Raw genomic sequence first — 26,314 nt, 5'->3', positions numbered from 1 at the left:
GCTTAGTTTGTCAGTGTGCCCTGCTGATAATCACTAAACGCCTGGCGTAGCTCGTCTTCTGTGTTCATCACAAACGGCCCGTATTGAGCAATCGGCTCGCCAATTGGCTTAGCCGCCAAGAGTAAAACCCCAGTGTCAGCGGTTGCAGACAATTGCAAAGTCCCGTCCGGATTCAGATCGGCCAGTTCACCTGCACGCACGGTTTCACCATTAATACGCAGCTCACCTTTATAGACATACATCAGCCGCGTCTGTTGGCCTTGTGACTCAATTTCAGCCTGGTCAGCTTGCTCAAAACGCAGATCCAGATAAAGGAAATCGCGACCCGGGGCTTTAACCGGCCCTTCTGCGCCACCGAAATCGCCGGACAACACCCGCACCGAGGCGCTGTTGAGTGCAACCTCCGGCACTTCGTCACCCATGATATCGGCATAATCGGGATCACTCATTTTCTCATCAGCAGGCAGGTTTATCCACAGTTGAAAACCCCACATCAGGCCATCTTCCTGCTTAGGCATTTCAGAGTGAATCATGCCCCGGGCTGCTTTCATCCACTGCAATCCGCCAGCGTTAATTTCCCCGCTATTGCCTCGTGAGTCCTGATGCTCCATGCAACCCGCCAGCATGTAGGTTAAGGTACAAAAACCACGGTGCGGATGAGGCGGAAACCCAGCGATGTAGTCATTCGGGTCATCGGATTTGAATTCATCCAGCATCAGGAACGGGTCCTGATGCTTATACGACGGTTGATTAATCACCCGACTTAGCTTCACACCTGCCCCATCCTGCGCAGGCATGCCACGAACTCGTTTACGAACCATAGTAGTACTCATCAGGAAAACTTCCTCCGATCGTGCGGCGCCGTGTAATCCACCGCCGGCCCTACCGGCACTACGCCTGTCGGGTTAATGGTGTCATGGCTGCCATAATAGTGTTTTTTGATATGTTCCAGGTTGACCGTCTCCTGCACCCCGGACTGCTGATATAAGTCACGCAAATAATTACTCAGATTCGGATAATCGGCAATTCGTTTCAGGTTGGTTTTAAAGTGGCCTACATAGACGGGGTCAAATCGAACCAGTGTGGTAAACAAACGCCAGTCCGCTTCGGTCAGTTCAGCACCGACCAGATAGCGCTGACCTGCCAGCCGTTGCTCTAAGGTATCCAACGCATCAAACAAATCGGCGAAGGCTTCTTCATAGGCATCCTGGGTGGTGGCAAAACCACACTTATAGACCCCATTGTTAATCCGGTCATAGACAAACTCATTGATCTCATCAATCGCGCCGTGCAACGAGTCAGGATAAAAATCAAGACGATTGTCAGTTAACTCGTTAAAGGCGCTATTCAGCATACGGATAATTTCAGCTGATTCATTACTGACGATGGTTTCGCGTTTTTTGTCCCACAGCACGGGGACCGTTACCCGGCCACTATACTCAGGCCTGGTTTTAGTATAAACCTGATGCATGAAGTTAAAACCGTACAACGGGTCGGCCAAATCACCGGCTCCAAATTCCCAGCCATTCTTTAACATCAGCGGCTCCACGGCGGAGAAACTGATATGATCTTGCAAACCTTTTAACTGACGAAAAATCAATGTGCGGTGAGCCCAAGGGCAGGCATAGGATACATACAGGTGGTAACGCCCTGTTTCAGCTTCAAAGCCACCTTCACCGGATGGTCCTGCGCTGCCATCCGCGGTTATCCAGTTGCGGAACTGTGCTTCAGTGCGGACGAAACGGCCACCAGTTTTCGATGTGTCATACCATTGGTCATGCCACTGACCGTCAACTAATAATCCCATGCTGCTCTCCTGACGTTGATCCTGTCATCTAGTGTAGAACATGAGTATAGAGCCTAAATTATGAGATGATAACCGCTAAATTTAGCCGTTTATTTTCGATTTAGTAGAATTTCATGGTAGGTCGTCAGGACAGCCTCTGCGGCAGTCTCTGCCGCATTCAGCTGAATAGCACGGTGTAATTGCTTAAAACGCTCGATGAGTGCATGCGGGGGGTGTTGCAGGAACTCGCTGGTAATACGGGCCAGGTTATCGCCAGTAACCTCGTCCTGTAACAGCTCAGGGACCAGCGGCTCGCCTGCAAGCAGGTTCGGCAATGAGAAGTGGTCCAGTTTCACCAGCCAGCGCAGTAATTGGTAATTCATCCGACTGAACTTGTATGCCACCACCATCGGCCGTTTCAGCAGCATAGCCTCAAGGGCGACCGTGCCAGAGGCAAGAATAAGTGCCTCACTGGCTAGCATTACATCGCGTGACTGGCCGTCATAGATATGAATTGGCAAATCCTTCACGCCTTGTTCAGCCATTGCCTCTCGCAATTGCGCTTTGCGTGCGTCATTAACCACAGGAATAAGAAACTCGAGCTGTGGATGTTGCGCGTGCAAACGCTTTGCCGCTTGCAAAAAGGTGGGGGCCAGCATACCCACTTCAGTGCGTCGGCTGCCCGGCAGCAGCCCGACATAGCGTATTGCTGGATCAAGCTGAAGCCGTGCAATCGCCTCATCTCGACTGCTCTGCAATGGTATTTCGTCCGCCAGAGTATGGCCTACAAAGGTTGCGGGCACCTCAAAGCGGTCGTAAAACTGTTTCTCAAAGGGCAGCAGGCAGAGTACATTATGAGTGGCGGCGGCTATCTTAAACACGCGCTTCTGGCGCCAGGCCCAGACCGACGGGCTCACATAATGAACCGTAATCATGCCTGCCTTTTTAAGTTTCGCTTCAATCGGGATGGTAAAGTCAGGCGCATCAATGCCGACAAAGATATCCGGCCGTTCGCTCAACATGGCTTGCACCACTTGCTTCCGCGCCGCCAGTAAATCCGGTAAGTTTTTGATCACGTCGACAATACCCATGACCGCTAAGCGGTCGAGGGGAAATAGCGACTGCAAGCCTTCGGCTTCCATCAGCGGACCGCCGACACCAACAAAGGTAAGGCCGGGACAGCGAGCCTTCAAAGCACGCATCAGGCTGGCACCTAAAATGTCGCCCGAGGGTTCTCCGGCTACCAGCGCGATCGTCTGCGGTGTCCCCGGTATCAACAATGCGGCGTCGGCTTGCACGTCCACTAACGAATAATGCCTCGCGCCGAGTTCGCAATAAAATCCGTCATCAGCCGCACTTCATCTGCATCCATCGCCTCAATTTCGGCGACTGCCGTATCCAGGGTTAACCCCTGACGGTAAAGCAACTTATAAGCGCGTTTAATATTGCTGATCTGTTCACTACTGAAACCGCGCCGTTTAAGGCCTTCGGAATTAATAGTTCGCGGAACCGCATTATGACCCTGAGCCATGACATACGGAGGGACATCCTGCACCACCACAGAATTAACCGCGGTAAAGGCATGCGAGCCTATTTTGCAGAATTGATGAACCCCGGTGAAGCCACCCAGAATGACATAATCACCGACATGGACGTGACCTGCCAGCGTAGTCGCATTGGCGAGGATATTGTGGTCACCGATTATACAGTCGTGAGCGACGTGAACATAGGCCATCAGCAGATTGTCGCTGCCAATTTGAGTCAGGCTGTTGTCCTGAACTGTGCCTCGATGGACCGTGGTGCATTCACGAAAGATATTGTTATCGCCGATCACCAGCTCAGTTGGCTCACCAGCGTATTTCTTGTCCTGGCATTCCTCACCGATCGATGAAAACTGGAAAATCCGGTTGCCCGAGCCGATTCTAGTCGGCCCACGAACAACCACATGCGAGGAAATTTCACAGTTGTCGCCAATTTCGACGTCGTTGCCTATATAAGTCCAGGGGCCAACACGTACGTTCGCCCCTAGCCTGGCACCGGATTCAATAATAGCGGTTGGGTGTATCAAGCTGGTATTTTCCTTCTAGCACACATCAGATCAGCGGTAGCCGCCAATTTTCCATCGACTTTTGCAACACCTGAAAATTTCCAGATCCCACGTTTTTCTTTAACAAAGGTAACATGAAAATCGACCCGGTCACCAGGGATCACCTGACGCTTAAAGCGTGCATTATCGATACCGGCAAACAAATACATTTCGTCGGCGCCGACTTCATTTTCCATCATTTTAAAACCAAGCAACCCGGTCGCTTGCGCCATCGCTTCAAGCAACAGTACACCGGGGAAAATTGGTTCGCCAGGAAAATGGCCGGTAAATACCGGTTCATTCATGGTGATATTTTTAATCGCATGCAGCGATTCGCCTTTGCGATAACTAATCACACGGTCAATCAACGCAAACGGATAACGATGCGGTAAAATTTTCTGGATTTCACGGATATCAAACCCTGCTTCTTCACCATTTATTGTTTCCGCTACGTCGCCAGATACTTGCTCAGTCAAAAGATGCTCCTCGACGATTTAATCGTCTTTTAGTTTAGATTCCAGCGCTTTGACTCGCTTAAACAGCTCCGGTAATTGCTTATACCGAACACCAACACGGGCCCACTCACCTTGAGCGACCGCAGGATTGCCTGATGCATAAACGCCTGGTTGACTAATGGATTTAGTCACCATCGCCTGACCATGCATCTGCACCCCGTCAGCAATCTTAATATGTCCGGCTAACCCAGCCTGACCGCCAATCAAACAGTTGCGACCAACCTGGGTACTGCCAGCAATACCGGCCTGTCCAGCGATAGCGGTGCCTGCACCAATCACCACGTTGTGACCGACATGTACCTGATTATCAATAATACAGTTGTCTTCCACAATGGTGTCATCCAGCGCACCCCGATCAATGGTCGTGCCGGAGCCAATATCAACATGGTCACCGAGCACAACCGCGCCCAACTGAGGAATTTTAACCCATTTTCCGTTTTCAGTGGCCCAACCAAAGCCATCACTGCCAATTACGCTAGCGGAATGGACGGTACAGTGCTTGCCAATGCGGACGCCGTGATAAATAGTCGTGTTCGGCCACAAGCGGCTGTTCTCACCGATACTGACGTTCTCGCCAAGGTAACAATGGGCGCCAATCTGGACCCCGTCAGCGAGCTTCACACCGGCCTCCAGCACAGCATAAGGCCCCACTGCGACGTTGGCTCCGAGCTCTACGCCCTCTGCGATAACCGCTGTCGGGTGGACCACTGGCTGCATGACTGGCGTACTATCGAGTAACTGGGCTACCCGCGCATAAGTCAGATAAGGGTTGTCCGTTAGCAACGCATTCGCCACGTGCCCATCGTCATCCGCAGGACGCATAATAACGGCACCGGCACCTGTGCTGACCAGCAGTTCGCGGTATCTTTCATTGGCCAGAAACGAAATGTGCTCAGCCGAAGCTGAGCGCAAGGTCGCCAGGCCTTTCACCTGGAAGCTGGCATCACCACGAACCTGACATCCGGTCGCGTCAGCCAACTGCTGCAATGTCATACTCTTCATTACTTAGTCGTTGCCCATCGCATCAAGAACACGTGAAGAAATATCGAAACCGTCACGAGCATAGGCAATGCCATTTGCTTCTAATACGACGTCATAGCCTTCTTCTTCAGCGATGTCAGCAATCACTTCCTGCATCCGGCGTAAAACACGGTCACGCTCTTCGCCCTGACGGCGACGCATTTCTTCGTTTAACTGCTGACCAGCTTGCTGAGCTTCCTGCACACGTTGCTGGAAGTCCATCATTGCCTGGTTGTATTCGTCTTCGCTCATGATTTCTTCATCGCGCTGAATACGTTCCTGCAGCTGACCAATTTCCTGCTCACGTTGCTGCATATTTTCGATTCGGTCGCTGAACTCGCGCTGCAAGCTTTGTGAGATTTGCTCACGCTCTGGTAACTGCTGGAATACAGCGCCGACATCGACCACTGCAAATTTAGCATCCTGGGCACTGGCAGTTGCACCCAGCGTCATAGCCATGAAAGCGGTCGCGACTAATACAGACTTCATCATATTTTTCAAAGTTCTATCCTCTTAAAATGTGTTGTTGCTAATTTAAAATGTCGTACCTAAGTTAAACGTAAAGCGTTCTTCAACCGATGGATCCAAAGAGCGGATCGGGAAGCCTAAACTGAAGGTCAGAGCCCCCATCGGCGACAGCCATTGAACCGATGCACCATAGGACGCCTGGTAATTACTTGCGCTGCTGTAATCCCACAGCTCTTTTGTACCTACATTACGCAAATCAGCGTATGAAGCATAATCAAACTCAGTGTCCCATACCACACCAGCATCCACAAACAGGCTGGTACGAACCGTATTTGCCGCGTCTTCGCCAGCAAACGGAGTGGGTACGATAAGTTCAAATCCACCGCTTATCATGGCGTTACCACCGACACCCCGGAACGCAGCTACCTCATAGGTATCATACTCAGGTCCCAAAGCAACCCGGGTCGGATTACCATTGGCATCCGGTGGCCCCTGAACATAGGTCGGCTGACGAAGGATACCCCGTGGACCGATTCGGTTGGTTTCGAAGCCGCGTAATGAATCCTGACCGCCACCATAGAAATTCTCCCAGAATGGCAGCGTATTCTCAACGCCATTGCTACTACCATAACCATTACCGTAACCCGCATTTAAGCGCGTCAGGAAGACAAACTTATGATTGCTGTCAATCGGCAGGTAATGACGGAAACGGTAGTTGGCTTTGAAAAATTGAACGTCACTGTTTGGCGTTGTCATTTTCAAAGAAACTACGTTCTGAGTACCCGCGGTTGGGAACACACCACGGTTCAACGTCACCCGTTGCCACCCCAGGCTCAGGTCATAGGTTTTAAAGTTAACCGACCCTTCCGGATTTTGTGGATCTGCATAGCGGTTAAGAAATTGAGTCATCTGATCAATTTGTTGGTACTGGCTAATCCCGGTATTGGTAAAGCCTACACCAAAGTTAATCCGCTGGTACTCGTTAATTGGGAACCCTAAATCGCTGGAGATACCATAACTTTTCTGACTAAACTGAGCCAGGTTAGCGCGACTACCATCAAAATCCCGATAGAAAATACTGCCGCCCAAACTCACACCGTCATCGGTAAAGTAGTTATCACGGTACGTGACTTGGGCATCTTTCTGGTAGCGGTTGGTATTAAGCTGAATACCCGCCCGGTTACCAGTACCAAAGAAGTTTTCCTGGGAAATACCTGCGTTCAGGCTCAGCCCACTAAAACCGCCATAGCCGATACCAGCCTGGATCGAGCCCGACGGTTGTTCTTCGACCCGGTAAATCAAATCGACCTGATCGTCTTCACCCGGTACCCGCACCGTCTCAACTTCAACGCTGGCAAAATAGCCCAACCGCTCAAGCCGAACTTTACCGCCTTCGACTTGCTGCTGGTTCAACCAGGCGCCTTCCAGTTGCCGCATCTCGCGACGTAACACTTCATCTTTAGTGGCATCATTGCCGACAAACTCGACCCGTCGCACATAGGCACGGTTGCCCGGTTCAACCACGAAGGTCAAATCGACAGTCAGGTCATCATCGTTCATCTCAGGGACAGCTCGGACTTCAGGATAAGCATAACCAAAACGCCCGAAATATCCCTTTATCGATTCTTCGATATTGGTCATGTACGAGGCGTTATAGCGTCGCCCTTCAGCACTTTCAGCCACCGCAGTAATAAAGTTATCATGCCCACGTAAATCACCCAGTACGGTCACTTCATTGACCTGATACTGCTCACCTTCGTCGACATTCACAGTAATGTAGATACCGTCTTTTTCCGGGGTCATTGCCACCTGCACCGACTGCACCTGAAAACGGGCATAGCCACGATTACGATAGAACGACTCCAGAGTCTCCAAATCGCCACCGAGCTGTTGCTGCTGGTACTGACGCTTACCAAAGAAGTTCCACCAGGGCAGCTCATCACGTAGTTCAAACTGAGCCATCAGTTCTTCACGGGTAAAGCTATCATTGCCGATGAAGTTAATCTGCTTCACTTCAGCAGCAGCGCCTTCGGAAAAGTTGAAGCGCAGCTCCACCCGGTTGCGCGGCAGGTTAATGACGCTGACACTTACATTGGCATTGTATTTACCAACGCTTTGATAGAATTCTTCAAGACCGCCTTCGATATCACGGATCATGGTGCGGTCAAGCTGCTCACCGACGACGACCCCGCTGTTACGTAAACTGTCCTGTAACTGCTCATCTTCGAGATCTTCGTTGCCCTCAAAGGTGATATCACTGATGGTCGGACGCTCGGTGACCCGAATCAATAAGACGCCTTCGTCACGTAGCACTTCCACATCATCAAAGTGCGATGACGCGTACAGTTCCCGTATGGTTTCAGCTACCAGCGAGGCATCGATTTCATCGCCTACCTGCACCGGGATGTATGTCAACGCAGCACCTAAGGCAACCCGTTGTAAACCTTCTACCTGGATATCTTCAACAACAAAAGGATCGGCGGCGTACGCACTCGTCCCTGTTCCCAGAAATACCGCTCCAAATAACAGCTTCTTCAACGTCATGTAGTCATACTTATTTAATTGCGAATTCAAATTTAGGGTACCAGGCGCGAAATATCGTTAAACAGCGCCAGCGCCATCAGTGCGAATAGTAATAGCATTCCCACCCGAAAACCGATTTCCTGAATATGCTCAGGGACCGGTTTCCCGCGCACCCACTCGATGATGTAATAAACCAGATGACCGCCGTCCAGCACGGGAATTGGCAATAGATTAAGGATACCCAGGCTGACACTGATAAGTGCCAAAAAGCTAAGGAAATACACCAGACCATAGCTGGCGTGGTCCCCTGCCCCTACCGCGATCCCAATCGGGCCACTCAAGTTTTTCACTGACACATCGCCAGTGATGAGTTTTTTTATCATACTTACACTCAGCGTCATCAGTTGCCAAGTGCGGTCAATGCTTTGCGGCACCGCGCCAAGCGGTCCATACTGCATTGTGAACTGGTATTCTGAAGGATAAGGTTCCATTTCCGGCACCACGCCTAAAAAGCCCTGTCCCTGTTGCTCCCCGAATACGACCTGCATGCTGAACTGCTCGCCGCCCCGCTCAACCAGCATCTCTGCCTGGTGGCTCGGGTTCGCTGCAATAAAGCTCCTTATTTGTTCCCAATCCATTGGCATAGTTCCATCAATGCCAAGAATTTTGTCACCTGTGCGCAAACCAGCCTGTGCTGCGGGTGAATCATCCATGACCTGCGCCAGGCTGGTATAAATTTGCGGTTGAAACGGGCGTAAACCAAGGCTGGCGATAGTCGATTCTCGATCCGGATCAAACGCCCAGGCATTAAGATCGAACGCTAACTGACGCTGTTCACCACGGCTATTCTCAACCACCCATTCCGTTTGGCTGTCGCCAATACGCTCCACCAGGGCCAGGTTAACGGCCTGCCATTCTTCGGTCCGTCGTCCGTCTACACGAACAATCTCGTCGCCACGCTGTAAACCTGCCTCGGCTGCGATACTACCGGCTGTGACGTCACCCACCACCGGGCGATACGAAGCAACCCCGATCATCAACATCAACCAGAGAGCAACAAGGGCGAAAATAAAATTAAAAACAGGACCAGCCAGCACAATGGCAATCCGCTTAAGTACTGGCTGATGGCTAAAGCTTTCATGCTCCTGCTCTGCTGACACTTCGTCAACCCGACCATCGAGCATACGCACATAGCCACCTAATGGCACCATGGCCACCTGATACCGTGTGCCGTCTTTAGCAACTCGCGACCACAGTGGACGACCAAAGCCTACCGAAAACGTGAGTACCCGAACGCCGCAACGGCGAGCAACCCAATAGTGACCGAATTCGTGAAAGGTCACGACCAGCCCGATAGCCAACAAGAACGCACCCAGCGTCCAAACAATTTGTCCCATGACTAGGTCAGAGCCTCCACACATTCAAAAGCGACCCGGCGCACCTTTTGGTCGAAGGCCACCACGTCGTCAATACTGCCTAATGCAGGCATCTGCAATTGTTGCAGCACCCTATCACAGACTTCGCTGATTTGACCAAACTGAATCCGTTCAGCGAGAAAGTTTTCTACCGCTATTTCGTTGCTTGCATTTAATGCAGTCGTCGCCGCCTGACCTTGCCAACAAGCTTGCTGCGCCAAGCGCAGGCATGGGTAACGCTGTTCATCCACGGTGACAAAGGTCAATGCCCCCAGTTGAGTAAAGTCCAGTGCCTTGACTCCACTGCTGCGCCGATGGGGATAGTGCATGCAATGGGCAATCGGTGTTTTCATGTCTGGTTGACCTAATTGAGCCAGTACCGAGCCATCGCTGTATTGCACCATCGAGTGAATCACACTTTGCGGATGGATAACGATGTCCAGCTGCTCGCGGCGGCAATTAAACAGCCAGCGCGCTTCAATATATTCCAGTCCCTTGTTGAGCATGGTCGCAGAATCAACTGATATTTTCTGTCCCATCGACCAGTTTGGATGCTTACAGGCCGCCGCAGGGGTTTGTTGATTAAGCTGGTTAACGGGCAAATTAAGGAATGGACCGCCAGAACCGGTCAGTAAAATCTTACTGATCCCTTCAGCTTCCAAATCAACCTGGCCGAGCGTGCTCTGCGCATGCGTGGTCAGACACTGGAAAATAGCATTGTGTTCACTGTCGACTGGCAGCAGCTCTGCACCATAATGCTGGACCGCGTCCATAAACAGCTGCCCGCTCATCACCAGCGCTTCTTTGTTCGCCAGCAGAACCCGTTTACCGGCCTTTACCGCAGCCAGTGTGGGGGCCAGTCCTGCGGCTCCAACAATAGCTGCCATCACCTGATCCACTTCACTCGCAGCACTGACCTCAAGCAATGCCTGAGCGCCGGCCAAAACAGTAATTTCAGGTTTGTCAGCCAACGCCTCGCGTAAGCGATTTGCGGCCTGCTCATCCACCATCACCGCATAGCTTGGGGTGAAACGCTGACATATCGCTTCCATCGCCGTAACGTTGGAGTGTGCGGTCACTGCAAACAGCTCAAAGCGTTGAGGATGCTGCGCGATCACATCGAGTGTACTGCTGCCTATAGAGCCTGTGGCCCCCAGAATAGTAAGTCGTTGACCACTCATGACGCCAGCGCAGGATGAATAAGCATTAAATAGCCAAGCACGAACACCGGCAACGCAGATGTCAGACTATCGATGCGGTCAAGAACGCCGCCGTGTCCCGGCAGAATGGAACCACTGTCTTTTACCCCAGCGCAACGTTTAAACATACTTTCGCTTAAATCACCAAACACCGAGACAATAACAGTTGCCAGGCCGACACTGTAGAAACCGACATAAAGCTCGCGCGGAATGGGCAGCAGCTGTGCGACCAGCACCATAATCACGAACGCCAGTACGACCCCACCACAAAGCCCTTCAATGGTTTTATTCGGGCTCACTGCCGGAATCATCTTGTGTTTACCCATGGCGCGCCCTGCGGCATAAGCACCCACATCAGCGGCCCATACTAAGACAAATATAAATAGTACGGTCCAGGCGCCAAACAAGGGATTGAGGTCGTAGTTTAACGCGCGAATACTAATTAACGCTGCCCATGCAGGCACCAGGACCAGGACCCCAAAAACACCCACGTAGACGCGACTACGGCGCCACAGACGCTGGCTACCCGGAAAGTTAAGCACCATCAGAATCGCAGCCAGCCACCAGATAACGCCGGCGCTTATTGCCACCACCATAGGTTGAGCCAGCCCTTGTTCAGACCATAGTGAGTTAATTGGGGCAAGTACATAAAGGACCGCGATTAAAGCGGCCACCAGAACGGTATAAGCGATACGACCGGAAAGCCGCCGTACTCCCATCAGTGGGGACCATTCCCACGCACCTATGGATAAAGCCGCCAGGGCAAAAATGGCAAAACCATTCAAGGAAAGAAAGAAGATACAGTACAGTGCCAGTGGAATCAGTACCAACGCTGTCAAAATACGTTGTTTAAGCAAAATTAGTCCTCAAGTGTGTCACCGGCCATTAATGTTTTTATTTGTTGGCTGGTGAGTCCAAAGCGACGTTCCCGCGCGACGAAACAACTAACTGCCTGCGCAAAGACGGCATCATCAAAGTCTGGCCACAGCGTATCGCAAAAATATAATTCTGCATACGCGAGCTGCCACAGTAGAAAATTGCTAATCCGCAGGTCTCCGCCTGTTCGTATCAGCAAATCTGGTGGTGGACCGTCTGCCAGGCACATGTATTGCCCCAACAGGGTCTCAGTCAAATCTGCACTGGTTTGCAGCCCGGCTTCAACGTCGGCTGCAAAGCGTTGTGCCGCCTGCATAATATCCCAACGGCCACCATAATTAGCGGCAATGTTCAGCACCAGTTTGTCATTCTTTTCAGTCTGTTGTTCTGCAGCGGCAATGCGTTGCTGCAAACGTTTACTAAACTGGCTGGTGTCACCTACGATACGCAATTGCACCCCATGCTGATCCAGCTCTTCAACTTCCCGGGTCAGCACGGTGGCGAATAATTCCATCAGCACTTTCACTTCAAGTGCCGGGCGTTTCCAGTTCTCACTGCTGAACGCAAACAGGGTCAGCGCTTCGATACCATTGCGACGGGCAAACGCCACTGCTCTGCGTACTGCAGACGCACCTTCTTTGTGCCCGCTAGTGCGGGCTTTTCCACGCTGTTCTGCCCAACGCCCATTGCCATCCATAATAATAGCCACATGGCGCGGTAAAACAGCCTGATCGATTGCAGTTGGGTTGATTGCCGTCATCACAAGTTCACAAAAAATAAACGCCGCGCAAGTATACCTTACACGGCGTCAGCCTCCAATGGCTTCGCGGATGAGCGCTTAAACTTCCATCAGTTCCGCTTCTTTCGCAGTCAGCGCATCATCGATTTTCTTGATCGCTTCGTCGGTGATTTTTTGAATATCATCCTGACCTTTGTGCTCGTCATCTTCGGTGATTTCTTTTTCTTTCAGCAATTCTTTCAGGTCGCCATTGGCGTCACGACGAATATTGCGCACTGCAACACGACCCTGCTCTGCTTCTGAACGAACCACTTTAACCAGCTCTTTACGCCGCTCTTCGGTTAACGGGGGTAAAGGAACCCGAATCACAGTCCCTGCTGAGGCTGGATTCAAACCCAGATCCGAGGTCATGATCGCTTTTTCAACAGCGCCGGTAGTGGATTTATCAAATACCGTGATCGCCAGGGTCCGCGAATCTTCCACGGTAATATTGGCTAACTGGTTAAGCGGTGTTTCGGCCCCATAATAAGGTACACGAACACCATCCAGGATGCTCGGGTGCGCACGTCCCGTGCGAACCTTAGACATTTGACTTTTTAGTGCGTCGACACTTTTTGCCATGCGCTCTTTAGCGTCTTTAATCACATCATTAATCACGATGATTCACCTTTAGTTGCTAATCCGTGTGCCTTCCTGTTCGCCCATAATAACAGCTTTCAGGGCACCCGGTTTATTCATGTTAAAAACTTGGATCGGTAAGTTATGGTCCCGCGCCAGCGTAAATGCTGCCAGGTCCATCACTTTCAATTCGTTGCTCAACACTTCGTCATACGTTATCTGCTGGTACAACGTGGCGTCTGCATCTTTCATTGGATCGGCCGAATAGACCCCATCCACTTTGGTTCCTTTAAGAACCAGTTCTGCTTCGATTTCAATGCCGCGTAAACAAGCTGCAGAGTCCGTGGTGAAAAACGGGTTACCAGTGCCTGCGGAGAAGATTACGACACGCCCTGACTTAAGTAAACTGATCGCTTCTGCCCAGTTGTAGCTGTCACAAACCCCAGTCAATTCAATCGCCGACATCAGCCGTGCGTTCACATACGAACGGTGCAGTGCGTCGCGCATAGCGAGGCCATTCATAACCGTTGCCAGCATCCCCATGTGGTCACCAACAACGCGGTTCATACCCGCTTTTGCCAGCCCTTCACCACGAAACAGGTTGCCACCACCAATCACTAAACCTACCTGGACTCCAAGTTCCACCACTTCTTTAATTTCTTGCGCCATGCGGTCCAGCATTTTGGCATCAATGCCAAACGGCTCGTCCCCCATCAGGGCTTCTCCGCTTAATTTTAACAGGACGCGGCGATAACTCGCTTTTGGATTCGTGCTCATGGCTATGGCTTCCTTATTTACTTGATACAATCAGAGCTTGATAAATTCAGGTCAAAAAAAACCGCGCCCTGCCGTTAAAACGAGGCGCGGTTAGTTTAGAGTCAGTTCAGTTCCGGCGTCAATGCCACGGTTACTTAGCCTTTGTTAGCTGCTGCAACCTGAGCCTGAACTTCAGAAGCGAAGTCTTCTTCTTTCTTCTCAATACCTTCACCAACTTCGAAACGAACGAAGTCCAGTACATCAGCACTATTTTCTTTCAGCAGTTCGCCAACAGACTTAGCTGGGTCCTTAACGAACGGCTGGCCAGTCAGGCTGATTTCGCCAGTGAATTTCTTCATCCGGCCTTCAACCATTTTCTCAGCGATTTCTTTTGGCTTGCCAGATTGCATAGCGATATCAACCTGGATTTCACGCTCTTTGTTAACCACTTCTTCAGCCACGTCTTCTGGCTTAACGAACTGTGGGTTGCTCGCAGCGACGTGCATGGCAACGTCTTTCGCCAGCTCATCAGAGCCGCCAGTCATTACTACTGCAACACCAATACGACCACCGTGAACGTAAGTCACTACACGGTCACCACCAGTTACGGTGCGAACGCGACGTACATTCATGTTTTCGCCGATTTTAGCAACCAGGTTAGCACGAGTTACTTCAACTGTGTTCTCACCCAGGTCGGTGTTGTTCAGGCTTTCAATGTCGTTTTCCTGGTTAGCAAATGCAGCGTTAATAACCTCGTCGCCAAATGCCAGGAAGCTTTTGTCACGTGATACGAAATCAGTTTCACAGTTCAGCTCAACCAAGGTACCTACGTTGCCTTCTGCTTTAGTCAGGATAATCCCTTCAGCAGCAACACGGCCTGCTTTCTTGGCAGCTTTCGCCTGGCCGCTCTTACGCATGTTGTCGATTGCAGTTTCGATATCGCCCTGGGTTTCTTCCAGTGCTTTTTTGCAATCCATCATGCCAGCGCCAGTACGCTCACGTAATTCTTTTACCATTGCGGCAGTTACAGCCATTGTCTTGTCCTCAGCCAATCAAATTCAAATAATGCCCGGTGCCTGTGACAGACACCGGGCAGTCTATTCAAGTGTCTTACTTATTCAGAGTCTGCTTCAACAAACTCGTCTTTTTCAGATGCAACCGCTACACCTGACTGCTGACGACCTTCATTGATGGTCGCAGCGGCCGAGCCTAGGTACAACTGAATGGCACGAATAGCATCGTCGTTACCAGGGATAACGTAATCAACGCCGTCTGGGTTTGAGTTGGTATCAACCACAGATACAACCGGGATACCCAGGTTGTTCGCTTCTTTAATCGCGATGTGTTCATGGTCAGCATCGATGACGAATAATACGTCTGGCAAGCCGCCCATGTTTTTGATACCGCCCAGGCTCTTCTCAAGCTTGTCCATTTCACGCGAGTTAACCAGCGCTTCTTTCTTGGTCAGCTTTTCGAAAGTACCGTCCTGGCTTTGTGCTTCTAAGTCTTTCAGACGTTTGATTGACTGACGAACGGTTTTCCAGTTAGTCAGCATACCACCCAACCAGCGGTGGTTTACGAAGTACTGGTTGCAAGACAATGCACTTTCTTTAACCGTTTGAGCAGCTGCGCGCTTAGTACCAACAAACAGAATTTTACCGTTGTTAGACGCGGTGTGCTGTAAGAAGCTCAGTGCATCATTAAACATTGGAACGGTTTGCTCCAGGTTAATGATGTGAATCTTGTTACGCGCGCCGAAGATGAAAGGCTTCATCTTAGGGTTCCAATAACGAGTCTGGTGACCGAAGTGGACACCCGCTTTCAGCATGTCACGCATTGACACTGTAGCCATTTTAAATTTCCTCAAGTAGGGGTTACGCCTCCATATATCCCATGCCACCGACCCGTTGAGTCAAACCCGTCAGGCACCCCGGAGCATGTGTCGATATATGTGTGTAATTTAAGTATTAAAAGTTTAGTTTCTAAAGCTCAATTTGCAGCCCATGGGGTTGCGGCGCGTTTTATACCACAATTGACCATTAATTTCAAAATTTTCTATTGGTTGGCGCCCTGTTCAGCAGGTGCGTAAAAGGTTGCTTTCTGCTACCATTGGCCGCTGCAAACAACCCCTGACGTTGTCTGACGTAAGCGGCCGACTCCACAGGTCCACAGGGTTACTTCAAACAATTGAGTGCTTGGTATGTCGATTAAGATTAAAACTGCTGAAGAAATTGAAAAAATGCGTGTCGCGGGCCGTCTTGCCGCCAGTGTGCTGGAGATGATTACCCCACATGTCAAAGCGGGCATCACTACAGATGAGTTGAACACCATCTGTCACGACTATATTGTCGCTCACGACGCATACCCGGCACCACTCAACTACCACGGTTTCCCTAAGTCTATCTGCACCTCGGTTAACCATTGTGTCTGCCATGGTATACCCAACGAAAAGCCTCTCAAAAAAGGCGACATTATTAATATTGATGTCACCGTACGTAAAGACGGCTATCACGGTGATACCAGCAAAATGTTTATCGTTGGTGAAGGCTCTATTCTGGCCAAGCGCTTAACCCAGGTGACCCAGGAGTCCCTTTATAAAGCGATCAGTATGGTTAAGCCTGGTGTTCGCCTGGGCGACCTGGGCCACGAAATTCAAAGCTATGCCGAAGGTTTCGGCTACTCCATCGTGCGTGAATTCTGCGGCCATGGTATTGGCGATGAATTCCATGAAGACCCGCAAGTACTGCATTATGGACGCGCGGGCACCGGTGTCGAACTGAAAGCTGGCATGTGCCTGACCATTGAGCCGATGGTTAACGCTGGAAAACGCTACACTAAAATCCTTAAAGACGGCTGGACAGTGCTGACCAAAGACCGCAGTTTAAGTGCCCAGTGGGAACATACCCTACTGGTGACTGAAACCGGCGTCGAAATTCTTACTCTGCGCGACGATGAAGACATCGAACGCGTCATTGAGCATAGTTAACAACCACCCATGCGCCAGCACGCCGCCCCCGAATTTGCTCAACTGTTTAGCGCCCACTGGCCCGCTTCTCTAACTGATTTGGCGGGCTTTAAGGCGCAGCTAAAAGCCTACAATGACTGGTCCGCCGAACAGTTTATCAGTGCCGATATCGATATACTGGTGCAGCATCGGGCGTATTTTTTTGACCAACTACTCTGTCACCTTTGGTCGCAGCTGCAACTGCCGGCTGGCGATTTAGCGCTGTTAGCCGTCGGTGGCTATGGTCGCGGCACCATGCATCCCTGGTCGGATATTGATTTACTGTTTCTGCACGAAGGCTATTTAAGCACTCCAAATGTGGAGAAAATCAGTGAACTGGTTACCCTGTTGTGGGATTTACGCCTCGATGTCGGCCATTCAGTGCGCACCGTTGAGCAATGTATGCAAGGTGCAGATGAGGATATCAGCATTGCCACCACGCTGATTGAGAATCGCCTGTTATGTGGTGATGAGCAACTCACTGAACGTTTACAACAACGTATTAACCGCGATTTCCCCTGGTCCAGCCGCGCCTTTTATCAAGCCAAAGTAGATGAACAGACTTCGCGCCATCAACGCTACCACGGCACCTCGTATAATCTGGAACCGAATATCAAATCCTCACCAGGCGGTCTGCGCGACATTCAGACCATCGGCTGGATCGCCAAACACCATTTTCGCACCAAGAATGACGAAAGCCTGGTCGAATATCACTACATCAGCGCCGATGAATTTCTAGAACTACAGGACTGCACCAGTTTTCTCTGGCGTGTCCGTTATGCCCTGCACCTGGAAGCCGACAAAGCCGAAGACCGCTTACTGTTTGACTATCAGCCCGGCGTAGCGATGCGCCTTGGCTATGGCCGTGAGGGCAAAAGCTCTGTTGAACAGATGATGAAAGACTACTTCAAAGTGGTGCTGCGGGTGTGTGAACTGAACCGCATGCTGCTGCAGTTCTTTGAGCAGGCCATTTTAACCGGTGATACGTCCCCTGCACCGCTGGTGCTGGATGCGGACTTTGTCATTTTGCGCGGACTTATCAGCGCCCGCCATGATGATGTGTTTAAACAAGCACAGACGATTATGCGATTTTTCCTGCTGATAACAGAGCGCAGTGATATTAAAGGTATTCATTCGCATACCATCCGCTTACTGCGCAATGCGCGGGGGCAGTTACAGCAGCCCCTTAGTTACGACGCTGACTGCCGACGCTACTTTAACGCCATTGTGAAACACCCGCGGGGCTTCGGCTTGCCGTTCGCGCTGATGCACCAGCATGGCATCATGGCGCAATACCTGCCCCAATGGCAGCATATTGTCGGGCAGATGCAGTTTGACCTGTTTCACGCCTATACCGTGGACGAACATACTTTTCGCCTGATTAGCAACCTCTACAATTTCACCCTGGAAGAACAAAGTGAGCGCTTCCCGCTTTGCAGTGAATTGGTGCAAAGCATGACCAAGCCCGAACTCTTGTTCCTCGCCGGTATTTTCCATGATATTGCCAAAGGCCGCGGGGGTGACCATTCGGAGCTGGGCGAAGTCGACGCCCTCCATTTTTGTCAACAGCATGACTACCCCGACGACGATGCGGCACTGGTAGGCTGGCTGGTTCGCCAGCATCTGCTGATGTCGGTGACGGCGCAAAAACGTGATATTTACGATCCTGAAGTGCTGCAAAAATTCGCCCGTGAAGTAAAGACCATGCAACGGCTGCAATACCTCTATTGCCTGACCGTCGCGGACATCCGTGCGACCAACAGCAACCTGTGGAATAACTGGAAAGCGACCTTACTCGAAGAGCTCTACCATGCCACCGCTAATATATTGCAGCAGGAAGGTAGTCACAGCATGGACATTCGTGAGCGGATCAACGCCAATCGCGCCGGAGCAATGGGGCTGCTGTTAAGCGCAGGCTATGCGGCCAACGAGGTCACTCAATTGTGGGCTCGCTTCACCGTGGACTACTTTAATCGCCACACCCCAGAACAAATTGCCTGGCATACGCAGCACATTGTCCATCTGCAGGAACATCAGCTACCGCTGATCCTGATTGGCGATGAAAATAATCACGGTACCACCGAGCTGTTTATCTACCATCATGAAGAAAGCCACTTGTTCGCCAACGTGGCGGCCGTGCTCGATGGTGAGCAGCTGAGCATTCATGATGCACAGATCCTAAATACCCGTGACGGCTATGTAATGGACACTTTTGTCCTGCTGCAGACCGATGGCAAGCCACTGGTTGACCCGCAGCGAATTGAGGAAGTCAAACAGCATCTCTACGATGTACTGCGTAAGCGACGTTCACCCCCCTCAGCTAAACGTCATCTGTCACGGCGGATGCGTAATTTCAATGTGCCGACAAAGGTCACCTTTCTGGCGCAGAAAAATAAGAAACGCACCACGTTTGAATTGGTCACGCTGGATCGCCCGGGCCTGATTGCGATGTTGGCTAAGGTTCTGCAAGCGCAGAATGTCACTTTGCAGGCAGCCAAGATAACCACCATTGGTGAACAAGCTGAGGATTTATTCAGTGTCACCTCGGAGCACCAGCAGGCACTGAGTGAAAGCCAGTGTGAACAGCTTAAAAAGACGATTATTGATACCCTGAACGATGAACCTGATCCCAATTGATTAACTGAAAATAACGAAGTAGGAAAGTTATGCAAGAGCTACAACAGATTATCGAAGACGCTTTTGAGAAGCGTTCGGACTTGTCGCCGGCCAGTGCGCCAGCTGAGATTCGTGACGCCGTTCGCCAGGCCCTTGACGGGCTCGACTCAGGCACCCTGCGGGTAGCCGAGAAGAAAGACGGTGACTGGGTAGTCAACGAATGGGTAAAAAAAGCGGTGTTACTATCATTCCGTCTCAATGACAATGAACTGATGGATGGCGGTGAAACCCGCTTTTTTGACAAAGTCCCAAGTAAATACGCTGACTACAGCGAGGCTGATTTTAAACGTGACGGTGTCCGTGTGGTGCCGCCGGCGATGGTTCGTCGGGGCTCTTTCGTGGGTAACAACGTGGTGGTCATGCCAAGCTATGTCAACCTCGGCGCCTACGTCGATGAAGGCAGCATGATCGACACCTGGGCAACCGTTGGCTCCTGTGCGCAAATTGGTAAGAACGTTCACCTGTCTGGTGGTGTCGGCATTGGCGGCGTGCTGGAGCCTTTGCAGGCCAACCCTACCATTATCGAAGACAACTGCTTTATTGGTGCCCGTTCAGAAATTGTCGAAGGGGTCATCGTTGAAGAAGGTGCGGTTATCTCGATGGGCGTGTATATCGGCCAGAGCACTCGCATTTTTGACCGCGAAACCGGTCAGGTTCATTACGGTCGTGTACCTGCTGGTGCGGTAGTGGTGCCTGGTTCGTTGCCCGCCAAAGATGGCAGCCACAGCTTGTATGCGGCCATTATCGTCAAAAAAGTAGACGCGAAGACCCGCGCTAAAGTCGGTATTAACGAGCTACTTCGGGCCGCTGAGTAACGCAGTTAAGGCCGTATTGCATCCGGCGCCTGAAACGGGCGCCGGAACTCTGCCGGAACCTCACTTTGAATATGAATTTTCTGCTTAGTAATTGGGTGGGTAAATTCCATCCCGGTCGCAGCTAACAACAAACGCTGCAGGTCAAAATGCTGTCGAAAAAAACGATTCTGGCGGCCGTCACCATGACTGGTATCACCAATAATCGGATGTCGCAGATGTGCCATATGGCGTCTCAACTGGTGCTTACGACCTGTTTTCGGTGACAGCTTTACCAGTGAATAACGCGCCGTAGTGTGCTGTTTACTGACTTCATAAGGCAATTCAACCCGCTCCAGTGTCATGTAATCGGTCACTGCTGACTGTGCCTCTTTATCCGTCGATGCCTGTTTATCGGCAATCTTATCCAACTGCTCTGTTAACGGGTAATTAATCTGACCATGCTCGGGCAAATAGCCACGCACCACCGCATGGTACATTTTATGTACCTCTCGGTTGGCAAAACACTCTCCCATTTGTCGCGCGCTGTCACTATCCAATGCGAAGAGTAAAATACCCGAGGTGGGACGATCCAGCCTGTGCACCGGATACACCCGTTGCCCTATCTGGTCACGCAGCATCTGCAGCGCAAATTCTTTCGCCTCCGACGCGATCCAGGAGCGATGCACCAATAATCCGGCAGGTTTATCGATGGCGACGAAATAGCGATCCTGAAACAGCAGCGACAGTTCGCTCATGCCTGGTCCGGTTGCAATGGGTCCTGCCCGGTAACAGCCTGGTCCAGCTCACGCAGACAATTAATAAGCATCCGATGCTGTTTCAACTGACCGGAATACACCTGCACCGCCATCGGGCTCACCGCCATCGACGTTGGTAAAGGTCGACGCGCCTGCACCAGGTTTTCCATTCGTGGTATCATTATAAACTGCAACCACTGGTGAAACGCCAGGGTGTCCACCGCAAATGGCTGGGTGCTCTGCAACGCCTCCGCAGACGGAGCTTGCGACTGCCATAACTGAAGATCCTGCAGCTCGTTTTGCAGCTGCACTAATAAAATTTGGACTTGCTGATATTGCACTAGAGTTCTCTTACTTACCGCATTGAATTAGCAAAATATAACACCATACGACTGACATTCATCACCACCTGTAACGAGTTAACGAACTATGACCCAGGCGAACAGCGTTGATACTTTAACTGAGTTTCTCACTATCGGAGACACCCATTATTACATTTTTGACTTAGGTCGTCTTGTTCAACAAATTGCAAATACTGAGTTTGCATTGATAGAAGCTGGCCAGCAGCCCTACCCCACACCGCTGCAACAACACGCCTGGCTGGGGATTGTTTTCTGGCATAAAAATAATGCGCAGAGCCCCTATATTTGGTTCGCTAAGTTTCCACTGGATGAGCGTGGCCTGATCAGCCATGGCGCACGCCAGCATTATCTGCAAATTATAGTCGAAGCACTGGGTCGCGATATTACCGCGCCAACCAGCGCTGAACAGGACGAGATCCTGAAACAAAACCCATATATTTTTACCCCTGCTGAGGATAAACGAGCCGCCTTTCATGCCAAAGTAAGCTACTTATTAGAGCAGCCAGCGAGCATTTATTTTGAAGACGCCGAGGCTTTTATTCTTGGTAAGAGTCAGCCAGCTGACTGGCAGCAACTCGGCTTACAAGGATTGCATGATGTTGCCGTACGCCTCAACCAACAGCCCAAGCTGGCCACTGCTATCCATCAGCACTTTGACAGCTGGCCTGCCCCTTTTCAGAAAGTGCTTTGTGAAACCCTGGAGCAGCACCCTCTACCCAGCAGTCTGCAACATAATTTAACCGCCCGCCTGCAACAGCAACGCGGCGAAGCAGCGCTGCCTCAGCATATTTCATTACTTCGTGCGCTGAGTAGCTCAGTTCAGTCCGGCAGTCGCATAACCAGCGAGCTGCAGCGCGCAATTAGGGCCCTGCTCGATACCTCCTGTGAACCTGATCTGTTGGTTATACTGGCAGCCCGGTTGTGGCCGTTACTCGAAGATGACGGTATCCGTACCGCCTATCTGAACCAGTTAGCGACCCAGCCGGACCTGTTCCCGCATCTGTTTGCAGATTTGGTTGCCTTGCCCGCCTTACGCCCTCATCTGTTGCTGCTACTGCATTCTCCCGACCAGCAAAGTGAGGCCTTGCAGAGTGCTATTACAGCGATGAAAACGAGGGTTCAGCGCAATGTTTGATTTATCAACCGTGATGATGCTGGCCGCAGTTGCCTGCATCGCAGGTCTGTTCTGGCAGTTTCGTCAGTTAGGCGAGCAGGCGCAGCGCTATGCGATTCACTATTGCAAACAGAACCAGTTGCAATATCTCGATATTGCGCTCTACCAGATGCGATTGCGGCTCGGTCGCCGCGGTCCATACTGGCACAGTCGCTATCGGTTTGGTTTTAGCAGCGACCACGAAAGTCGCTACGAGGGTGAACTGCAGTTTAGTAACCGCCGCTTGCTGAAGATTGAGATGCCGGTTTACCGGACCATTGCGACCGAGGGAGAGCACCTCGAATAGTTCTGCGCTAGCAGCGTCTACTTCAGGAAGGGTTGGTTGGTGGTTTAATTTTATCAGCCACCGAGGGGCCGCCGAAAAGCCCAACCCAAAAGTCCTTGTACATCACCCAGTCGCCGAGCAGGCTGTACCAGGGATGTTTAAAGGTAGCCGGCCTGTTGTGCTCAAAACCGAAATGACCAAGCCAGGCAAAGCCATAGCCGATGACCGGCATTAACAGCAGCCACCAGGCCTGCCCGCTTAACAGAGCCTGCACAATTACCGCCAGTACCAGCGTACTGCCGATATAATGCATCGCACGGCAACGTTTATCGCTGTGCTCAGCCAGGTAATACGGATAAAATTCTTTAAACGATTTAAATTGCATACTATCAACCTCGCCCGTGGCTCATCAGTGCGCCACTAATGTCGCCAACCTCGATGCTGCTAAGCTTCTGATACCCGTGTTGACTAAGAAAGTGCTCATACTCCGGCCGGGTTGCCAGCGCGACCACACCTTCCGCATCCGGATCGCCTGTCAGCATCGAGTCGACCGCCTGTACCAGCAGTTGGCCAAGGCCGTGCTGCTGGTAACGTGGATGCACCGCAATAAAAGTCAGCATAAAGTAGCTTTGATAAGGCACTGCCTGCTCAATTAAACGTTCTTTTTCGATCAACTGACGGGTACTAACGTAGCCTGCAGTTAATAACATACGTAAGCGCCAATGCCAGAAGCGTTGCGAGGAAAAACCCTGGTCAGGACGGGTTAAGCAAACCACGCCTTCCAGCGTTTCACCGTGAAAAAGCCCAAACATCGGTTGCCGATTTTGCCAGAACGAATTGAGTTCCTCGCGAATGGCTGCACGTAAACGCTGTGCATAGCCTTCTTTATCCGCTTTAAAAATTTGCTGAAAAACCGGATCGTCCTGGTACGCCTGCAACAATAGCGAGGCAGCGACACTAAGATCTTCACCACTCAGGTACTTCAGTTGCCCCGTTAGTTGCGGGTTATCTGACGTCGTTTGCGCTTGCCCCGACATTGGCTCTCCTCTGTTCAACCTGTTGACTACCAAACAATACGATAGACTAAATAGCTTTACATTAAAGTAACTAATTGCTGGATGAAAGCAACACTTTCAGTTGGTTTTCACCCCAGCCATACAACTCCCCCCGTTCAAACACAATCGGGGTGCACTCATCTTTCGTGGTCATGCCATCAGACTCGACGCGTTGGGTGCGGTAATAAAGAACCCGGTAGCTACGCTCGCCAATGCGAAGTTGTTCATCAAAATCCGGATTGCCCATGCGCTCGATAACCTCGGCCATTGGTTGTTGTGTGTGCAGCTCATTCAAAGCCTGACGGTTGCGCGCTTCCTGTCGCTCCCAGTCACTCTGACTACGGGAATTAACAGAGCTTTTATCACCATCGACAACAACTACACAGGCGGATGCTGACAATGCCAAAGGCACCAGTAGGGTCATTGCTAGTAAAGATTTCATACGGCCTCATTATTATTTAGTTTTAAAAAGTAGTGTTCTTACACTCGGCTAACATCTTTCAATGCTGCAAAGTTTGCGCCAGATACAAAAATCCTTTATAAACAGCAACTTAATGAAAATCCAGTCTTTGCCCGCTGGCCACTTTTACTAAAAAATAGGCTCTTTAATCGGGCTTTGTTCGCCACTTTCACCACAATTGGCGATAAATTAAGCATCCGTTACAACTCGCACATCGAGTCGTTGCAGAAACTCTGTCAGGTTATCTGCCAGCTTTTCATGCTGTGGTTTTCCGGCATACTCGAGGCCAACTTCTCCAGTTAAGTTATTTACCGAAACAATTAAGTCATCACTGGCGTCACTGGTGCCGATAAACAGAGTGACATCCTGCTGCAACTGGCGCTTCATCAATACATGGGCAATCAGGTTACGGTGCAGACGCTCTACATCTTCGACGCACATCACCTGCGACAGCGTCATCGGATGCCCGTCCAAAGCCACGTGCAGATCTGCCGCGAAATACGTCGCGTAAAACAGCTGTACATCCGTGTGTAAATGGCTTTCCAGGCCGCGCTCAACGTCGCTAAAATTGGTCACTGGCTGTTGCACCACCGCGCGCCAGGGGATCAGACCGAAGCGCACCTCGCCGTCATAGCAAGGCGCCTGCCACTCATCCAGGTATTCGGTTTGCGGCACCATACCTGCCTCTGTATAGGCCTGACGATAACGTTGTTGTAAGTCAGCCAGTGCCTGTTGTAGCCTGGCGTTGTGTTCGGTGGAGTCGGACATATAGCGGTTCACCTTGTGAAGGATTACAATGCCCAGCATTGTAATGACAGGAGTATCCATATGCCAGCAAAGCAACCGAATGACGCCATGGCCAACCTTACCCTCGGCCAGACGACTGAGTATCCCGAACAGTATGATGCCAGCTTGCTGCAACCGGTTCCGCGTTCTCTTAACCGGCTCCCTATCGGGATTGACGATAACGACCTGCCATTCCATGGGGTCGACGAATGGACCGGATACGAACTCTCGTGGCTCACCAGCAAGGGGCTCCCCCAGGTAGCCATCGCGCGTTTTTTGGTTCCGGTAAGCAGCCCCAACCTGATTGAATCAAAGTCATTCAAACTTTATTTGAACAGCTTTAATCAAAGTCGCTTTGCCGACTGGCAACAGGTGCAGCAAACAATGGCCGTCGATTTAGGTCATTGCGCCGGAGCCCCTGTGGAAGTTTTGCTTTATTCCCTTGAGGAATTCGCGGCGCGGCCGATAGCAGCGTTAGCAGGGCAATCGATCGACCAGCAGGATATTGAGATCGAACATTATCAGTATCAACCCGAGCTGTTGCAACTGGTTAACGGGCACGCTGAGCAAGGCGAAACAGCCGATGTGAGCGAAGTGCTGTACAGCGATCTGCTGAAGTCAAACTGCCTGATTACCAACCAGCCTGACTGGGGGTCGGTCAGCATTGCCTATAGCGGCCCGCAAATCGACCGCGCCAGTTTATTACGCTATCTGGTGTCGTTCCGTGGCCATAATGAGTTTCATGAACAATGCGTGGAGCGGATATTTCAGGACCTGCGGCAACACTGCCGGTGTCAGCACCTCACTATCACGGCGCGCTATACCCGCCGTGGGGGCCTGGATATTAATCCGCTGCGTAGCACCAGCAAAACCTGGCCAGAGTCCAGGCGTGGGGTACGCCAATAAAGCGTATCGAAGGGAGACGCCTTCTGCGGTATACTTGAGGGGCAAATACATATGCATTATTGCACGACACTGCGGG

28 protein-coding genes are annotated in these 26,314 nt (G+C 51.1%); 6 read left to right on the top strand and 22 right to left on the bottom strand.

Features of this window, described 5'->3' with window-relative positions:
- Positions 1-2 precede the first annotated feature (2 nt).
- The 16 genes from CWE14_RS01350 to rpsB all read right to left on the bottom strand — a co-directional run bounded on the left by CWE14_RS01350 (position 3) and on the right by rpsB (position 15,853).
- Positions 3-833: a pirin family protein gene (locus CWE14_RS01350; protein WP_126797729.1), complete on the bottom strand. Its 831-nt coding sequence runs from the start codon at positions 831-833 to the stop codon at positions 3-5.
- Complete coding sequence (locus CWE14_RS01345; RefSeq protein WP_126797728.1) at positions 833-1,807, bottom strand: glutathione S-transferase family protein; 975 nt, start codon at positions 1,805-1,807, stop codon at positions 833-835. Before CWE14_RS01345 ends, CWE14_RS01350 begins: the two co-directional genes overlap by 1 nt.
- 89 nt (positions 1,808-1,896) lie before the next feature.
- Positions 1,897-3,090 (bottom strand): lipid-A-disaccharide synthase, encoded by a 1,194-nt coding sequence (lpxB, locus tag CWE14_RS01340; protein ID WP_241972288.1) that lies wholly within the window; start codon positions 3,088-3,090, stop codon positions 1,897-1,899.
- Positions 3,090-3,854: an acyl-ACP--UDP-N-acetylglucosamine O-acyltransferase gene (gene lpxA / locus CWE14_RS01335; RefSeq protein ID WP_126797727.1), complete on the bottom strand. Its 765-nt coding sequence runs from the start codon at positions 3,852-3,854 to the stop codon at positions 3,090-3,092. The genes lpxB and lpxA overlap by 1 nt, the downstream gene beginning before the upstream one ends.
- On the bottom strand, positions 3,851-4,312 hold the full coding sequence (gene fabZ / locus CWE14_RS01330; RefSeq protein WP_126798140.1) for a 3-hydroxyacyl-ACP dehydratase FabZ: 462 nt from the start codon (positions 4,310-4,312) through the stop codon (positions 3,851-3,853). Before fabZ ends, lpxA begins: the two co-directional genes overlap by 4 nt.
- A gap of 54 nt (positions 4,313-4,366) precedes the next feature.
- Positions 4,367-5,389, bottom strand: coding sequence for a UDP-3-O-(3-hydroxymyristoyl)glucosamine N-acyltransferase (gene lpxD, locus CWE14_RS01325; protein WP_126797726.1), 1,023 nt, complete (start codon positions 5,387-5,389; stop codon positions 4,367-4,369).
- A 3-nt stretch (positions 5,390-5,392) separates the two neighbouring features.
- Positions 5,393-5,899: an OmpH/Skp family outer membrane protein gene (locus tag CWE14_RS01320; RefSeq protein WP_241972308.1), complete on the bottom strand. Its 507-nt coding sequence runs from the start codon at positions 5,897-5,899 to the stop codon at positions 5,393-5,395.
- A gap of 42 nt (positions 5,900-5,941) precedes the next feature.
- Positions 5,942-8,419: an outer membrane protein assembly factor BamA gene (gene bamA, locus CWE14_RS01315; RefSeq protein WP_126798139.1), complete on the bottom strand. Its 2,478-nt coding sequence runs from the start codon at positions 8,417-8,419 to the stop codon at positions 5,942-5,944.
- 32 nt (positions 8,420-8,451) lie between these two features.
- Entirely contained in the window at positions 8,452-9,795 is a 1,344-nt protein-coding gene (gene rseP, locus CWE14_RS01310) for a sigma E protease regulator RseP (RefSeq protein WP_126797724.1), read from the bottom strand.
- A 2-nt stretch (positions 9,796-9,797) separates the two neighbouring features.
- Positions 9,798-10,994 (bottom strand): 1-deoxy-D-xylulose-5-phosphate reductoisomerase, encoded by a 1,197-nt coding sequence (ispC, locus tag CWE14_RS01305; protein ID WP_126797723.1) that lies wholly within the window; start codon positions 10,992-10,994, stop codon positions 9,798-9,800.
- Positions 10,991-11,869, bottom strand: coding sequence for a phosphatidate cytidylyltransferase (locus CWE14_RS01300; protein WP_126797722.1), 879 nt, complete (start codon positions 11,867-11,869; stop codon positions 10,991-10,993). The genes ispC and CWE14_RS01300 overlap by 4 nt, the downstream gene beginning before the upstream one ends.
- Before the next feature lie 2 nt (positions 11,870-11,871).
- Complete coding sequence (uppS, locus tag CWE14_RS01295; RefSeq protein ID WP_126797721.1) at positions 11,872-12,648, bottom strand: polyprenyl diphosphate synthase; 777 nt, start codon at positions 12,646-12,648, stop codon at positions 11,872-11,874.
- Positions 12,649-12,726: 78 nt separating this feature from the next.
- Complete coding sequence (gene frr, locus CWE14_RS01290; protein ID WP_420836627.1) at positions 12,727-13,248, bottom strand: ribosome recycling factor; 522 nt, start codon at positions 13,246-13,248, stop codon at positions 12,727-12,729.
- 48 nt (positions 13,249-13,296) lie between these two features.
- A complete protein-coding gene (gene pyrH / locus CWE14_RS01285; protein WP_126797720.1) occupies positions 13,297-14,022 on the bottom strand; it encodes a UMP kinase in 726 nt (241 codons plus the stop codon).
- 134 nt (positions 14,023-14,156) lie between these two features.
- Positions 14,157-15,035 (bottom strand): translation elongation factor Ts, encoded by an 879-nt coding sequence (tsf, locus tag CWE14_RS01280; protein WP_126788241.1) that lies wholly within the window; start codon positions 15,033-15,035, stop codon positions 14,157-14,159.
- 80 nt (positions 15,036-15,115) lie between these two features.
- The gene (rpsB, locus tag CWE14_RS01275; RefSeq protein ID WP_126788242.1) at positions 15,116-15,853 is read right to left on the bottom strand and encodes a 30S ribosomal protein S2; all 738 of its coding nucleotides are present in this window, start codon (positions 15,851-15,853) and stop codon (positions 15,116-15,118) included.
- A gap of 348 nt (positions 15,854-16,201) precedes the next feature.
- On the opposite strand from rpsB, the gene map reads away from it, so the two are divergent.
- The 3 genes from map to dapD are packed head-to-tail and all read left to right on the top strand — an operon-like array spanning position 16,202 to position 20,496.
- Entirely contained in the window at positions 16,202-16,987 is a 786-nt protein-coding gene (gene map / locus CWE14_RS01270) for a type I methionyl aminopeptidase (RefSeq protein WP_126797719.1), read from the top strand.
- A gap of 9 nt (positions 16,988-16,996) precedes the next feature.
- Entirely contained in the window at positions 16,997-19,642 is a 2,646-nt protein-coding gene (glnD, locus tag CWE14_RS01265) for a [protein-PII] uridylyltransferase (protein WP_126797718.1), read from the top strand.
- A gap of 29 nt (positions 19,643-19,671) precedes the next feature.
- Positions 19,672-20,496 (top strand): 2,3,4,5-tetrahydropyridine-2,6-dicarboxylate N-succinyltransferase, encoded by an 825-nt coding sequence (dapD, locus tag CWE14_RS01260; RefSeq protein ID WP_126797717.1) that lies wholly within the window; start codon positions 19,672-19,674, stop codon positions 20,494-20,496.
- 5 nt (positions 20,497-20,501) lie between these two features.
- On the opposite strand, the gene truC is transcribed toward dapD, so the two are convergent.
- Positions 20,502-21,230, bottom strand: coding sequence for a tRNA pseudouridine(65) synthase TruC (truC, locus tag CWE14_RS01255; RefSeq protein WP_126797716.1), 729 nt, complete (start codon positions 21,228-21,230; stop codon positions 20,502-20,504).
- On the bottom strand, positions 21,227-21,571 hold the full coding sequence (locus tag CWE14_RS01250) for a YqcC family protein (RefSeq protein ID WP_126797715.1): 345 nt from the start codon (positions 21,569-21,571) through the stop codon (positions 21,227-21,229). The genes truC and CWE14_RS01250 overlap by 4 nt, the downstream gene beginning before the upstream one ends.
- 88 nt (positions 21,572-21,659) lie before the next feature.
- Here CWE14_RS01250 and CWE14_RS01245 point away from each other — a divergent pair, with 88 nt between their 5' ends.
- Together CWE14_RS01245 and CWE14_RS01240 are read left to right on the top strand one after the other, a co-directional pair.
- Positions 21,660-22,727 (top strand): DUF3549 family protein, encoded by a 1,068-nt coding sequence (locus CWE14_RS01245; protein ID WP_126797714.1) that lies wholly within the window; start codon positions 21,660-21,662, stop codon positions 22,725-22,727.
- Positions 22,720-23,052, top strand: coding sequence for a DUF3301 domain-containing protein (locus tag CWE14_RS01240; RefSeq protein WP_126797713.1), 333 nt, complete (start codon positions 22,720-22,722; stop codon positions 23,050-23,052). The genes CWE14_RS01245 and CWE14_RS01240 overlap by 8 nt, the downstream gene beginning before the upstream one ends.
- 22 nt (positions 23,053-23,074) lie before the next feature.
- Here CWE14_RS01240 and CWE14_RS01235 read toward each other — a convergent pair whose 3' ends face one another.
- The 4 genes from CWE14_RS01235 to syd all read right to left on the bottom strand — a co-directional run bounded on the left by CWE14_RS01235 (position 23,075) and on the right by syd (position 25,314).
- The gene (locus tag CWE14_RS01235) at positions 23,075-23,416 is read right to left on the bottom strand and encodes an Mpo1-like protein (RefSeq protein WP_126797712.1); all 342 of its coding nucleotides are present in this window, start codon (positions 23,414-23,416) and stop codon (positions 23,075-23,077) included.
- A gap of 4 nt (positions 23,417-23,420) precedes the next feature.
- The gene (locus CWE14_RS01230) at positions 23,421-24,068 is read right to left on the bottom strand and encodes a GNAT family N-acetyltransferase (RefSeq protein ID WP_126797711.1); all 648 of its coding nucleotides are present in this window, start codon (positions 24,066-24,068) and stop codon (positions 23,421-23,423) included.
- A 70-nt stretch (positions 24,069-24,138) separates the two neighbouring features.
- Positions 24,139-24,528 (bottom strand): DUF3192 domain-containing protein, encoded by a 390-nt coding sequence (locus CWE14_RS01225; protein ID WP_126797710.1) that lies wholly within the window; start codon positions 24,526-24,528, stop codon positions 24,139-24,141.
- Between the two features lie 207 nt (positions 24,529-24,735).
- The gene (syd, locus tag CWE14_RS01220; RefSeq protein WP_157981762.1) at positions 24,736-25,314 is read right to left on the bottom strand and encodes a SecY-interacting protein; all 579 of its coding nucleotides are present in this window, start codon (positions 25,312-25,314) and stop codon (positions 24,736-24,738) included.
- Positions 25,315-25,374: 60 nt separating this feature from the next.
- On the opposite strand from syd, the gene queF reads away from it, so the two are divergent.
- Positions 25,375-26,238: an NADPH-dependent 7-cyano-7-deazaguanine reductase QueF gene (queF, locus tag CWE14_RS01215; protein WP_126797708.1), complete on the top strand. Its 864-nt coding sequence runs from the start codon at positions 25,375-25,377 to the stop codon at positions 26,236-26,238.
- Positions 26,239-26,314 lie beyond the last annotated feature (76 nt).

It is taken from the genome of Aliidiomarina soli, assembly GCF_003986975.1.
Lineage (GTDB): Bacteria > Pseudomonadota > Gammaproteobacteria > Enterobacterales > Alteromonadaceae > Aliidiomarina > Aliidiomarina soli.
Note: the sequence above shows the minus strand (reverse complement) of the source record. Positions and strands in the feature narration are given on the sequence as shown.

Excerpts from the sequence above, each read along its gene's own strand:
- ispC (WP_126797723.1), bottom strand. The coding sequence starts at position 10,994 with ATGAGTGGTCAACGACTTACTATTCTGGGGGCCACAGGCTCTATAGGC.
- rseP (WP_126797724.1), bottom strand. The coding sequence starts at position 9,795 with ATGGGACAAATTGTTTGGACGCTGGGTGCGTTCTTGTTGGCTATCGGG.
- dapD (WP_126797717.1), top strand. The coding sequence starts at position 19,672 with ATGCAAGAGCTACAACAGATTATCGAAGACGCTTTTGAGAAGCGTTCG.
- CWE14_RS01235 (WP_126797712.1), bottom strand. The coding sequence starts at position 23,416 with ATGCAATTTAAATCGTTTAAAGAATTTTATCCGTATTACCTGGCTGAG.
- rpsB (WP_126788242.1), bottom strand. The coding sequence starts at position 15,853 with ATGGCTACAGTGTCAATGCGTGACATGCTGAAAGCGGGTGTCCACTTC.
- uppS (WP_126797721.1), bottom strand. The coding sequence starts at position 12,648 with ATGACGGCAATCAACCCAACTGCAATCGATCAGGCTGTTTTACCGCGC.
- CWE14_RS01245 (WP_126797714.1), top strand. The coding sequence starts at position 21,660 with ATGACCCAGGCGAACAGCGTTGATACTTTAACTGAGTTTCTCACTATC.
- pyrH (WP_126797720.1), bottom strand. The coding sequence starts at position 14,022 with ATGAGCACGAATCCAAAAGCGAGTTATCGCCGCGTCCTGTTAAAATTA.
- frr (WP_420836627.1), bottom strand. The coding sequence starts at position 13,248 with ATGGCAAAAAGTGTCGACGCACTAAAAAGTCAAATGTCTAAGGTTCGC.
- CWE14_RS01240 (WP_126797713.1), top strand. The coding sequence starts at position 22,720 with ATGTTTGATTTATCAACCGTGATGATGCTGGCCGCAGTTGCCTGCATC.
- syd (WP_157981762.1), bottom strand. The coding sequence starts at position 25,314 with ATGTCCGACTCCACCGAACACAACGCCAGGCTACAACAGGCACTGGCT.
- tsf (WP_126788241.1), bottom strand. The coding sequence starts at position 15,035 with ATGGCTGTAACTGCCGCAATGGTAAAAGAATTACGTGAGCGTACTGGC.
- truC (WP_126797716.1), bottom strand. The coding sequence starts at position 21,230 with ATGAGCGAACTGTCGCTGCTGTTTCAGGATCGCTATTTCGTCGCCATC.
- CWE14_RS01320 (WP_241972308.1), bottom strand. The coding sequence starts at position 5,899 with ATGATGAAGTCTGTATTAGTCGCGACCGCTTTCATGGCTATGACGCTG.
- CWE14_RS01225 (WP_126797710.1), bottom strand. The coding sequence starts at position 24,528 with ATGAAATCTTTACTAGCAATGACCCTACTGGTGCCTTTGGCATTGTCA.
- CWE14_RS01345 (WP_126797728.1), bottom strand. The coding sequence starts at position 1,807 with ATGGGATTATTAGTTGACGGTCAGTGGCATGACCAATGGTATGACACA.
- glnD (WP_126797718.1), top strand. The coding sequence starts at position 16,997 with ATGCGCCAGCACGCCGCCCCCGAATTTGCTCAACTGTTTAGCGCCCAC.
- lpxD (WP_126797726.1), bottom strand. The coding sequence starts at position 5,389 with ATGAAGAGTATGACATTGCAGCAGTTGGCTGACGCGACCGGATGTCAG.
- CWE14_RS01230 (WP_126797711.1), bottom strand. The coding sequence starts at position 24,068 with ATGTCGGGGCAAGCGCAAACGACGTCAGATAACCCGCAACTAACGGGG.
- bamA (WP_126798139.1), bottom strand. The coding sequence starts at position 8,419 with ATGACGTTGAAGAAGCTGTTATTTGGAGCGGTATTTCTGGGAACAGGG.
- map (WP_126797719.1), top strand. The coding sequence starts at position 16,202 with ATGTCGATTAAGATTAAAACTGCTGAAGAAATTGAAAAAATGCGTGTC.
- CWE14_RS01350 (WP_126797729.1), bottom strand. The coding sequence starts at position 833 with ATGAGTACTACTATGGTTCGTAAACGAGTTCGTGGCATGCCTGCGCAG.
- queF (WP_126797708.1), top strand. The coding sequence starts at position 25,375 with ATGCCAGCAAAGCAACCGAATGACGCCATGGCCAACCTTACCCTCGGC.